Source organism: Methylomonas koyamae, from assembly GCF_006483455.1.
In the GTDB taxonomy this organism is placed as follows: domain Bacteria; phylum Pseudomonadota; class Gammaproteobacteria; order Methylococcales; family Methylomonadaceae; genus Methylomonas; species Methylomonas koyamae_B.
In genome coordinates, this window is record NZ_PPPU01000041.1 from 46132 (window position 1) to 58924 (window position 12793).

Here is a 12793-nt window from a genome sequence, read left to right on the forward strand (position 1 = left end):
ATGGAGGGCGATGTGGCCTGTCGGGTCAATCTATGATGGAGAAATGCCAATGTCTCAAAACGCTCAACAAGGTGGAGCGTCCGTTCTCGCGCGCGGACAAATTCCATCAACCGATCTTGCTTCTTTAATCCAATTTCTGGTGAAAGCCTATCCGCCGGATTTGGCATCCACCAAGCCCGTTATTAAATGGCCCGTTTTAACATTCGATCCCGAGAAACGCAGACTGGGTATCAATACTTACGGCATACTGCGGCGATTGGTTGTCCAAAATGAATTGCAAGCGCAATTCCGTCAGACAACCAACACGGGATTTCTGCGTGATCTCATCAGTCCACCAAAAGGCTGTTCGTCTAAATTAGGCGGGCGGCTATTTGACGACAATATTGCCGGTCTCTCGCAAGGCCTGAGCAAGCTGAAACAACTCATCGAAAATGAAATGAACAGCCTAAATTGTTCAGTGGAGAGTTTGTGGGTCGATGCGCCCTCTTCCGCCCTAGAAGCGTTGTCGGATTTAGCCCACTGCAAAAGCTTTCTCAACGAATTTCCGGCCCAGGTGGTTGCTATGGAGTTTGCCCAAGCCACTCGCCAAAAAGCTGTACGTGAAAAAGATATTGCCCGCGTTTTATCCGCTCAAGAAGCGATTCAAGCGGAAGATTGGCTGGAAAGAATGACGGATAGTATTTCAAATGCGCAATCTCATAGGGATGATGAATTTAATGACGTTCAGCGCAGAAGGTTAGTCGAAACCTTACGTAACGACTTTGATAAAGAGGACAGCCAAGTCACTCGATTCTTGAATTTTCTTGAAGACGAAGCCCTATCACGCGTGCGTTTGCGTGTGAGTTTCGCCATTATGGATAGCTTGGCTGCGCAAAAATCAACATCCGAAAAGGAATCAGATCGACGCTTCATTAATTATATTCGCCGCGTTAATCTACTTTTTCAATATTACGGTGCCCCCGAGTCTGATCATTCATTACATTTTGATTTAACGCGCGAATTTGGTTTTGGTGCAGAGTTCTCGATCTCACAGGAACTTGCCAAAGCTATGTTCTACAACTGCCTTCCGGTATGGGCGGAATGGAATACTCAGTTATTCGAGTCGCGAGGCGTTGACCCCGAATCTAAAGGCGTTTCAGTGGTTCGCGAAGTCAGTTATCGCTTTCGGGTTAATGGCAAAGATCCTCTTAATGGAATGGAACCGGCTTTTAATGCCCGACTTAACCGGATTCAAGATATTTTGCTGAATGAGACGGACAACGAATTACCGCAATTTCTATTGCGAAGACACATTAGTGAAGTGGTGTTTTTATGGTTAGTGTTAAATCCTGCCATTCAAGATGCTGATTTACTCGCCGAGGCAGCACGGCTAGCGGCTCGTTTGAAGGATCAAGGCAAAAATGCAATATCCGTGTTGTTGGACGAGTTAAATTCTTGGAGTGATGCTGTTAAAGAACTCAGTCAAACCTTGGTCAGTATTTTAAGTACCCAGTCTCGCAATGTCGTTTCGCACGCTCAGCGATCAGTAGATGATTTGTATCTGGTGGTGCAACAAGGTGTCGTGGACTGGTCATCGATAGACCGCTCCAAAGGCCGAGTGCGCGACCCACTCATCAAGCCGGGTTCAGGCCAATTCGAAAACATAGAATGGCTCAACCATATTAAAATTGCACGTAATCCGAATGATGTTATTTCCCCCTTGTTTTCCATTCGCGTTCGAACGACCTTGCAGGAACGAACGCTTACGGTAAGCGATAGCGACAGTCTTAAAATTCAAATCCGTCGGGAATTGCCGGAGCAATTGCTGAATATCGTTTGGAGACCGATTCGGGTTGATGAAAAGCAGCCCCCTATCAAACCGGTACCCAGAGTATCCATTGATAAAGCATGGAGCATGTCCTCAGGCATCGATATCTGGTATGACCCCGAGCGTTTGAAATTTCGTAACAGATCAAATTTATCGGAAGAAGATCAACGCCAATACCGCGCAGCTGCCGCCACGGCCATGACCGTATTGATTTACACGGTGCTGCAAGTCATCAGCGAAAAGTTGGTTGCCCTGACAGAAAAGCCGTTTCCCGCTTTTATGGTACGTTTTCAAGAGCAAGGCAAAAATGCCGCCAAGGACGAAGGCGATCATTGGGTTTACGCAATCTCACAAGCCGTCGAATCGGCTTTGATGCGTGATATACCGGTACGCATGCAAGGTTTAGTCGTCGATAAAAGTAAAACCAACGACAGAAAAGACCCTGCTTATTATAAAGTCAGCGGCGCGGCCTATGCTTTGTCAGCCGCGTTCCCTGTTATCCTAGAGACAGATCAACCTTCCACCATCAATAAAGTTGCCACGATCGTTTATACGACCAGGCCATGCGATTACCATCCCGGTGTTCATGACACCGATGGATTCATATTTCAAGCAAAGACCTATCTAGCCGAATGGATTAATCAACCGAAAACCGGTTACCGAATGGCTTTTGACCGCATGCAAAACCATGTCGTGGAAAACCAAAAGGAATTCAAAAGTCCTAAGCCCATCGTCGAAGAAGTGTCACGGCTACAAGGTTTGGGTTACGAACACATTATTTTGATCTCGAATCACTTCGGTAATCGCAGGCTGAACCGGACCGCGCAACGCCATTCTCCGCATACCCAGACCGTTTTTTTAGATGAAGTGGCGACCAAATTTCCACATGTCAGTCTTTATATGTTGCGCAGAGACGTATTCCCCGCCATGCGTTTGCATACCCGAACCAAAGCCGAATCCGCATTTGAAGCAGTACAAATTTCCGATCATGACGAATTTGGTTTGATTCCAGAAAATGCCGTGCAAAAAAAGCTCACCCCTATTTATACCTTTGCGACCTTAGCCATCGTCGGTGGCGATGATGCCGCGCGGCCACAATCGGGATTCTGCACCTATTTTTGGGATGAAGATTACCAAGTTAAAAGCAGCGAATGGCGTGAACGTGTGCGTTCCAACCTGATGAATTCAACGTTAGGGATACGCCCAAGCTTATTAAACATGCTCCGGGGTTTGCATTTTCTGGAAGCGGAAAAACAACCGGACGGTGGCGTTTTTAAACCTGTATTGGACCCTTTCGGTTGGGTGAAACCCTCAACCAACGAAGCGGCCGGCGAAATCGAAGTTCTCTCTAGCCGGCGCAAAGGTAATGTGTTGTTATCACTACCGGCTTTGCTCTCCCATGTAACAGAATGCATTCATAGCCGGTAATTATCGTGCTTGAGCCTAATCAGCGCTATTCGCTTTGGGGACAAGCGTTCGAAATTGCGGTAAAACGCGGTGTTCTGACCGCCTTGTTGGCTAGCCCGATAGCCGATCTGGATAAGCTTGATTTGAAAGCTTGGAAGGAAAACGATGCTGCCGATGTGTACGAAGCTTTAGCGACTGCTCTTCAAGAAGTGGACCCTAATCTGCGAAACAGGACTCGGGAAACCGCTCGGCACCTCTTTGAGCTGGGCATGGGGCTGGGTCAAACTGCCATGCGCGAATATCTGAGCCGATTAAAGTACGATCCTGAAGATTACCGCGTCAAAGCTATTTGGTGTCCTTTACAGTTACCTCGATTGGCGCAAGAAGATCATTTTGACACAGAAACAGAAGCTACATTGCAGGACTTTGCTTCTGCTTTTGCACAAGAGCGGCGGATCGAGTCAAGCCTTGCAAATAAGGGGTTTCCGGCTAGAGCGGACTTTTTACTCTGGCTCGATGGAAGTGATGAATTAATCGATAGAGAGTTTTTATGTTTGGAATTCTCGTTGAACGGTTTACCGGAAACCGCTGATTATCGGGAGCCTACGGCTCACTTGGACGAACTTCGCCGCTTTGCCTGGTTCATGGATACGCGTAGCGTCTTTTCCCGCGTTTGCGCCGAAGTATCCAACGAAAAATTTGCGCTATCACCGGCTATCAAGCATTACTTACCGGCCTTTACCAGCCGTGATAAGCCTTTATATAAACTTTGCCAAGCCGCTTCCTACGTTCACACCTCAATGCGATGGCTGGCGAGCAAGGGCTTCGATGACAAGCCTTGCAACGCGAGGGCGTTTTCGATCACGCAAAATGGATTTGAAAGTCTGTGTGCCCGGTTTTTTACCAAACCAATCCTCGATCCGCGCACATGCTTGCTTGAGGAATTGGGGCGGGCCTACCGTAACACTGAAAAGTTGCCGGAATGTGATGAAGAGGCCTTGAACGATTATATTCGTTACGCGTTCAATACGATCCGCAAAGCCATGCCTCAGGCGATCAGTAAGCAGTTTATTGAATTGCGCGAAGTACAGCATTTAGGAAAAAACTTGGCTTTTGACTTCACCGAAGAGGTTGAAGGATTTTTGAATCCTATGGCAACCCTATCATGGCATGATGCCTTGTCGTTGGTCGATTCCGACACCGCCATCGCCGATTTTCTAAAAACCGATCCTAAATTAGCAATTTCAAACGCCTTAGCTGAAAGAGGGGCAGAAAACCAATCCGTGCCTTTGCGGAATTTACATGCCGCCGCCGTTGTCGCGGGCATGCGGGCATCGGTATTGGGACGCATAACGGTTTTAGGCCTAGAAGGTAATCCAGGTATCGGCAAGACCACAGCGGTCGTCAGTTACCTGAAAGAATCCGACGCTGGTTTTTTGTTTTTGTATGTCAGCCCGCGCGTGATTATCAATGATGATGTCACTGGAAATCTGGCTAGGGATAAAAACACCCAAAAACCTACCGGCATTCTGACGGTCACCACCAACTCGAAATTGATCGGTGCTGCCAAAGCTTGGCATGAAAACCAGGGCGAAGACGCGCAACGCCGGGTAGATAGCGCCGTTGTTGTTGATGGTGTTGAAGACCTAAACCGCCCTGACCGCAGTACGTTGTTTCTTTCTCCCGAACAGAAAGAGGCACTGGAATTGACGCATATCGGTGCTAGTCATCGTAAGCGATCATTGACTGAACGTGTCGATGAAATGGACGATGTCAAACGGCCTGGCGTATTGAAAGTGCTATCTCATGCGACTCGTGAGCTGTTAGACAAAAATCCTCATGTCAACCAAGTTGTACTGACGGCCGCGATTCAAGGATACCGAGAACTAGGCGGCGATAAAAGCACCTTGTCGGCGTTGGAAAATCTCTTTAAAGACCGGGTGAATACCCGCACTGGCAAACAACAACGAAGTCTGTTTGCGCAACGGATTCCAACTATTGTAGTAATGGTCGATGAATTGACCGGTGACGGCGCCGGAGCGCCGTTTATTCATGCTGTCTTCAAATGGCTGGATAGTCAATTCGTTCAGCCCTTCGCCGACTCTCCCCTATTCAAGGTTATTTTGATCGTATCCGATGCCTCATTAGGTAACGAAATCGTCCTCGACCGCTACCTGAATAGTGGTTCACGCACGCCGGATAAAGTGTTGGTATCCCAAAGCGCTGGAAAACGTCCCTTTCGCCTGGCGGCGACACCGGTTCTAATTGGAAGTAAACGGATACCCGTTCTCCATATCATGACCAATAGCTATCCAGCCGCCAAATTGACTGTTGACTATCGAGTGAGACTAGACTTGATTAAACCCGGCGAGTTTGCCGACGGCAAAACGCAAACCGTTCGCCAAGCCATCGCCGAGCAACAAGGGGAAGCGATTATTGCCAATGTCGTCCAGGAAATCAGGCGAGCACTCAATGCAGGAGGCGACCAAATCATCTTTTTTGCACAAGACAAAGCCTTTTTGCGAGCGGTCCAAACCGCATTAACCCATCCTGATGACGACGAAGCTTTGGTGGACGATTCGCAAGTGGCTATTTTGGATTCCAGCGTTACGCCCACCAAACGCAAGGATCTGATAGAGGATAACCGACGGGATACCGTGAAAGTCTTCTTGATGACATCGAGCGGAGCCCGTGGTGTTTCTTTTCCGAAAACCGACTGGATCATCGCTTTGATACCTCGGTTCGGTATTGAAGCGGCGCTAATGGAAGTTGCTCAATTGATTTATCGTGGTCGTGGCAAGAATTATACGACTGATGAAGGGGTGCTCAGAGATGACGGCGACTGGAAGAATCGTAGACTAGTGATGTTGCTCCAGGATTTTATGCCCCAGGAAGACAAACCGGAGCCACGCCAATGGCTGCGTCAAGTCAGTGATTTATTGACCTACTTGGTCATGTTGAGGTCAACGATATACACCCGTATTGTTGGCGATGCGGGACTGGACAAACAAAATCTGGCCTTGGTGCCGGTGGGTGGCATTGGCAGCGCAGAAATGTTGTCTTTGATGAGCACACATATTAGGGAGTTTCTGCAGGAAGCCGATGTGATTCTGCGAGATCAAGCCACCAATCAACAAAAGCGTGGACTCATCGTAAGCGCCCAGCAAAATATCCATCGTCTGTTTTCGAAATTTTCCCTGGAGGGAACCGCTCAATTCAAAGATTTTAAAAGTGTTGCACGGTTGGAAGATATTCAGACCTTTTCCCGGCGAGCCAGTGCCGATAACGCCCCTCTGTTAGTCTCGCCAAACGATGATCGAGACTGCCTATTGCCCGACCATATTTATTGCATTGGCCCATTCTGGTTGGAGCGATGGGACAAAGTAGACAAACAGGAACGGCTCAGCGTGGAAGGCTGGTCGACCGATGTCGACCATTACATATCCAATTTGTTTGGCGCATTGAAACACATCTTTGCCGATGAATCGTTGCCGTTCAAATTGCGGAAACCCGCCGAGGAACTTTACCGGATTTTGGCGCGAGAAAAACAAGGCGCGACACGGGAGTTTTCAACCGTTAAGGCTTTGAAATCACCTTTCTCTTGGTTAGTCGTGCCTTTGGATTATGCGAGGTTTTGGAAAAAAGATGCCAATGGTCGATTGCCATCTTTAGGAACAGATGAAGTGACTTGGCGAGATTCGTTAGCCGCATGCATCCCCTCTTCCTCCGCTGAAATTCTTCCGGTCATTCCACGCTACGCTGACATTCCCTATGCGGCGGTCATTGGTGAACAAGACCCAGCCCGATTGGATTTGATATTCGATGATCGATACTTGGCGGCATCGAATGAGCTCAATTTACTCAATACGATCTTGTTGGCGGATTTGCACGAATAACTTATTTAACGAACGGTGTTCATTATGAAACCAGGGCTTTTTGTTGTCATCACTGAGTTATCGGATAGCGGTATTGCAAAAAACAAAGATGTCGTATGGCAGCATGCGCTAACTCATGACGGTAAGAAAATCACTTTCTGGGGTTCAATTGAGTCAATGAGGAATATCAAAACCATAGAAAATCAAGACTTGCCTGTCATCGTGGAAATCTTCACGCCCAAGGAGAATTTTGACTTAAAACGTAACTATGGCACCGATATATCGGTCGATGAAGCATGCGGTATCGTCGTTCAGCCACTTGCCGCCAAGTATGTCAGATGGTTGCTAACCCCCGAAAACATCAACAATCTTCAGCAATCCCTTGATCAAATATCAGTCACTCTCAATTTAAACGCTATTCCAGATGTTCAATCTACTTTATGATTACACGTGAACCACCTTGCTGAAGTAACACACATGGCCACAGAAGCTTTTACCGTTAGAACCGAATCAGACATCGTGCATCAACTTGATAGCATGGCAGGGGCGTTAGATCGCTCGCGCAATTATTTGGTCAACCAAGCTTTGCGCGAATATCTAAAAACCCATGCACGGCAAATGGAAAAAATCAGCCAAGGCATAGCCGCCGCTGACCGTGGCGAAGTCATCGAGCATGACGAAGTGATAAAGGAAATGGAAGCCATTGCACAACCTGCAACCGGCGATGATTTCTTTAACTGTGCCGGCATTTGGGAAGATAGAGACATTGACCAAACGTCCATTCGTGCAAAAGCCTGGCCGGATCGGCGCGGATGATTTTGTGTGACACCAATATCCTGATTGAATTTTACAAAGGCAATCCGGAGATCATCCAAACTCTCAGAACCATAGGACCGGCTAATATCGCGGTCAGTGTCATCACCAAGGCCGAACTGTTTTACGGCGCTAGAGACAAACAAGAACTGGCCAAAATCGAACGCCATTTAGGGCTTTGCCATTGCTATGGCTTGAATCCGGCCACTTCCAGCTTGTTTATCGACTTGATGCGGCGCTATTCGCTCAGCCATAAAGCCTCGGTCCCCGATATTTTGATTGCAGCGACCGCGCTTAGCCATGATGTGACGCTGTACACCCTGAATACCAAGGATTTCAAATTCATTCCGGACTTGAATTTGTACCTCTAACGGACTCTACGAAAGGAACCTACCGTGCCCATTCTGCACTGGCTCAACAAAAACCAAGCCGTCAAAACCGTTAGCCAATGTGCTTACCGCTTGTTGGAAGAAGTGCCGGATTTGTCGTATGGCGATGCCGTTAACCGCAATATGCTGATTCAAGGCGACAACCTGGAAGCCTTGAAAGCACTGATTCCGTTCTACGCCGGCCAGGTCAAATGCATTTATATCGACCCGCCGTACAACACCCGTTCGGCCTTCAGCCATTACGACGACAATCTGGAACACTCGATTTGGTTGAGCATGATGTACCCGCGTCTGGAATTGCTGCGCGAATTGCTCTCAGAAGACGGTAGCATCTGGGTATCCATCGACGACAACGAAGCCCATTATTTGAAGGTGATAATGGATGAGGTGTTTGGGCGGGGGAATTTTGTAACATCGGTAATTTGGCGAAAAAATTACTCACCTAAATCAACCGCTAAACATTTTTCAGAGGATCACGATTACATCATTGTTTACGCTAAAAATGGTGAACGTTGGATACCGAATTTAATGCCAAGAACTGAAAAACAAGATAAGGCATATAAAAACCCAGATAACGACCCTCGCGGTCCTTGGAAACCAGGAGATCTTTCGGCTCGTAATTTTTACAGCCTTGGGACGTACCCAATTAAAACACCGAGTGGTCGCGAAATACCCGGTCCACCAAATGCCATGTACTGGCGAGTATCGCAGGACAAATTAAAGGAGCTCGATACTGATGGTCGAATTTGGTGGGGAAAGGATGGTTCGAATGTTCCAGCAATAAAACGATTTTTATCTGAGGTCAAACAAGGGCTTGTCCCTCAAACATGGTGGTCTTACGAGGAAGTCGGGCATACGCAAGATGCAAAAAAAGAAATAGTATCTTTGTTTGGTGAGGACGTATTTGGAACCCCAAAACCTGAGCAACTGTTACAACGTATTTTGCATGTTGCCACCAACCCCGCCGACCTCATCCTCGACAGCTTCCTCGGCTCCGGCACAACCGCCGCCGTGGCCCACAAAATGAACCGCCGCTACATCGGCATCGAAATGGGCGACCATGCCCAAACGCACTGCCAGACCCGTTTGCAAAAAGTCGTCGATGGCGAACAAGGCGGCATTTCCAAAGCGGTCGATTGGCAGGGCGGCGGCGGCTTTCGCTTCTTCAAGCTGGGCCAACCGGTGTTCGACGCCTACGGCAAGCTCAATCACGACATCAAATTCGCCGCGCTGGCCGCGCACATCTGGTACGCGGAAACCAAAACACCGCTGGCTAAAACCGCTAATTCGCCGTTGCTGGGCGTTGACGACGGCACCGCCTACTATCTGCTGTACAACGGCATCCTCGGCGACCGCCGCCCGCAAGGCGGCAATGTGCTAACCTCGCGCGTACTGGCCGAATTGCCCGGCCTTGAAGACCATGCCGGCCCGGTCACAATCTACGGCGAAAGCTGCCGCTTGGGACCCTCACGCCTAGCCGAGCACAACATCACCTTTAAACAAATTCCTTACGACGTGAAGGCGTTGTGAAGCTCGTTCCCTTACAAGGACGAGCCTGTGGTTTTGATTGGGTCTGGCGTGTAAGCGCCCAGTCTTCTATCGCCACAAAAAAATTATAAACGGGTATGGCTATTTTTATTCCTTCTACGCCAGATTGATTTAACTAATGCGGTAAGCAAATTCATATGCTGATTCTAAAAGGCTACCAACAACGCGCGATCGACACTCTGGACGACTTTCTGTCCAAGGCCCGCGACCGGCAAAATGTCACGGACGCTTACGCCGAAGCGTTGCAAGTGCAAGGGTTACCAACGTTGGCTTATCGGGATTATGGCTTTGCCGATGTGCCTTATGTGTGTTTCCGCATCCCCACCGGCGGCGGAAAAACCCTGCTGGCATCCCATGCCATCGTTACGGCGGCTAAAAGCTATCTGGATGCGGATTTTCCGATTACCTTGTGGCTGGTTCCCAGTAACACCATTCGCCAACAAACCGTTGACGCGCTGAAAACGCCGGGCCATCCCTATCGGGAAAAACTGGATTTTGCCTTTAACCATCAAGTGCTGGTGTTGGACATTGACGAGGTCACGCAAATCCGGCCGCAAGACATCGGGCAGAAAGCCATTGTGGTGGTTTCGACCTTGGCCAACTTGCGCGTTAACGATACTTCGGGGCGCAAGGTCTATGCCTATCACGAAAACTTCGAGCCGCATTTCGCCAAGTTACCACCCCATCATTCGTATCTGGAGCGGCTGGAAAAGGTCAGCGAAGCCGACATTCAGGAGGTGGGTTTAAGTGCTCATGAGCTCGGCAAGATTAAATACTCGTTTGCCAACCTGCTGGCCCTGCATCGACCACTGTTGATCGTGGACGAGGCACATAACGCCAGAACCTCATTGACCTTCGACACCTTGCAGCGGGTGCATCCGGCCGCGATTATTGAATTTACAGCGACGCCAAACACAAGCCCGACCAACGGCAGCAACATTCTTTACCACGTCTCGGCGGCGGAATTGAAAGCCGAAGAGATGATCAAGCTGCCGATCATTCTGACCGAACATCAAAACTGGCAAGATGCGGTGCGGGATACCGTCATCACACGGAACAAACTGGCTCAGGATGCCCAGCAAGACGAGTCGTATATCCGCCCGATTGCCTTGCTGCAAGCCGAAGCCAAAAACGGCGAAGTGACCGTTGAGGTGTTGAAAGCCTATCTGACCGATGATTTACACATCGAAGCCGACACCATCGCCATTGCCACCGGTAACCAACGCGAGCTGGATGGCCTGAATTTGTTCGATTCCGCTTGCCCGATTGAATACATCATCACTATCGAAGCTTTGAAAGAGGGCTGGGATTGCTCGTTTGCCTATGTGTTTTGTTCGGTCAAGCAAGTCAGTTCCAGCAAGGATGCCGAACAATTGCTGGGACGAGTATTGCGGATGCCGTTTGCCCGGCGACGGGTGATTGAAGATTTAAACCGGGCCTATGCGCATTTGGCTACCAAGGGCTTTGCCAACGCTGCTAAGGAATTGACTGACAAGTTGATTGCGATGGGCTTTGAGGAAATGGAGGTCGCCGCGTTTTTGCGGCAGCAAACGCCGGTTGGCGACGGGCAAACCGATATTTTCGGCGGTGGTGGCGAAGTTTCCAAACCAGCATTGGCTTCTTTGGTGATTGAATTACCCACCATGCCAGAACTGGATCATCTGGATGATGACGATAAACGTAAATTGGCGATTACCGAGGATAAAGATAACCAAAAAGTTATCGTTCGGGTTAATGGTGAAGCATCGGAAGCACTACAGCAAACTCTGATTAAAGCCGCCGGTAAGAAGCCTGCTCAAGAAGCCATCGCCCGCGATTTACGCATTCACAATCAAAGCATCCAGGCGCAAAAATCGCCCTCGGAGCGTGGCGAAAGCTTTGGACAGTTGCCGCTGCTGTGTGCTTACATCCAAGACGAATTGGAACTGATTGAGCCGGAAACTATTCTGGAAAACGGTCAGTTGAACTTGCTGGATTACCCGGCCAAATTGAATAACTTCCGGATACAGGAAACCAGCAACAGTTTTTCCATCGATCTGGATGGTAAGGAAATTAGCTATCACATTGCCCAACAAAGCGAGGTGATTAACCTCAATGAAGATTTGTTGGATGTGACCGAACAAGACTTGATCGGCTGGCTGGATCGAGAATGTAAGCAAGCCGATGTGATGCAGCGCGATCTGATCAAATTCAGCGCCTTACTGATCAACGATCTATTGCAGCAACCGAACATCAATCTGACGGCGCTGGTTCGCAATAAATACCCCTTGTTACGGGCGGTCAGGGATTTGATCGGACTCTACCGCAAACGTGCGCAAAAAGCCGGTTACCAGCAAACCCTGTTTGGCAATGAGGCACAAGTGGTGTTGACTGAGGAATTCGTTTACCGTTTCTCGCCGGAACACTACCCGGCACGACCGCCGTATTACGCCGGCCGCTACAAATTCCAGAAGCACTTTTTCCCGATTATAGAGGATTTGAAAGCCCAAGGTGAAGAGTACGAATGCGCCAAGGCGATTGATAGCCTGCCGGAAGTGAAATATTGGATTCGTAACTTGGTTCGCCGGGACCATGCCTCGTTTTGGCTGCCGTTGGCTCACAATCGTTTTTACCCGGACTTTATCTGCGAATTGAAAGACGGCCGGATGCTTGTCGTCGAGTACAAGGGCGAAGCCTATGCCAGCAACGACGATTCAGCCGAAAAACGTGCGGTAGGAGAACTGTGGGCGAAATCCAGCCAAGGGCGTTGCTTGTTTATCATGGCGGTTGAGCAGGACGGCCATGGAAGAGATGTTAGGCAGCAAGTTCAGGATTTAATTACACAGAACTAACCGATTTGCCATAGGAAAACGATCATAGATATAGGCAGAATGAATCGGCTAAATTGTTGGAAATTTATTCATGGCAGTATTCAGATTTAACTGCATTGGTTGAACAACCAATGCAGTTAAATC

7 protein-coding genes are annotated in these 12793 nt (G+C 48.8%); all 7 read left to right on the forward strand.

Translation table 11 applies throughout. The features are described 5' to 3' along the window. Positions 1 to 49 precede the first annotated feature (49 nt). The 7 genes from C2U68_RS18200 (at position 50) to C2U68_RS18230 (ending at position 12670) form a co-directional block, all read left to right on the forward strand. Entirely contained in the window at positions 50 to 3235 is a 3186-nt protein-coding gene (locus tag C2U68_RS18200) for a hypothetical protein (RefSeq protein ID WP_140913890.1), read from the forward strand. Between the two features lie 5 nt (positions 3236 to 3240). After that, entirely contained in the window at positions 3241 to 7110 is a 3870-nt protein-coding gene (locus C2U68_RS18205) for a helicase-related protein (RefSeq protein WP_140913891.1), read from the forward strand. 24 nt (positions 7111 to 7134) lie between these two features. Continuing rightward, entirely contained in the window at positions 7135 to 7533 is a 399-nt protein-coding gene (locus C2U68_RS18210) for a hypothetical protein (RefSeq protein WP_140913892.1), read from the forward strand. A gap of 33 nt (positions 7534 to 7566) precedes the next feature. Further along, a complete protein-coding gene (locus C2U68_RS18215; protein ID WP_140913893.1) occupies positions 7567 to 7905 on the forward strand; it encodes a CopG family ribbon-helix-helix protein in 339 nt (112 codons plus the stop codon). Next, a complete protein-coding gene (locus C2U68_RS18220) occupies positions 7902 to 8273 on the forward strand; it encodes a type II toxin-antitoxin system VapC family toxin (protein ID WP_140913894.1) in 372 nt (123 codons plus the stop codon). Before C2U68_RS18215 ends, C2U68_RS18220 begins: the two co-directional genes overlap by 4 nt. 24 nt (positions 8274 to 8297) lie before the next feature. Beyond that, on the forward strand, positions 8298 to 9821 hold the full coding sequence (locus C2U68_RS18225; RefSeq protein ID WP_140913895.1) for a site-specific DNA-methyltransferase: 1524 nt from the start codon (positions 8298 to 8300) through the stop codon (positions 9819 to 9821). A 155-nt stretch (positions 9822 to 9976) separates the two neighbouring features. After that, entirely contained in the window at positions 9977 to 12670 is a 2694-nt protein-coding gene (locus C2U68_RS18230; protein ID WP_140913896.1) for a DEAD/DEAH box helicase, read from the forward strand. Positions 12671 to 12793: the final 123 nt, after the last annotated feature.

Excerpts from the sequence above, each read along its gene's own strand:
- C2U68_RS18200 (WP_140913890.1), top strand. The coding sequence starts at position 50 with ATGTCTCAAAACGCTCAACAAGGTGGAGCGTCCGTTCTCGCGCGCGGA.
- C2U68_RS18210 (WP_140913892.1), top strand. The coding sequence starts at position 7,135 with ATGAAACCAGGGCTTTTTGTTGTCATCACTGAGTTATCGGATAGCGGT.
- C2U68_RS18215 (WP_140913893.1), top strand. The coding sequence starts at position 7,567 with ATGGCCACAGAAGCTTTTACCGTTAGAACCGAATCAGACATCGTGCAT.
- C2U68_RS18220 (WP_140913894.1), top strand. The coding sequence starts at position 7,902 with ATGATTTTGTGTGACACCAATATCCTGATTGAATTTTACAAAGGCAAT.
- C2U68_RS18230 (WP_140913896.1), top strand. The coding sequence starts at position 9,977 with ATGCTGATTCTAAAAGGCTACCAACAACGCGCGATCGACACTCTGGAC.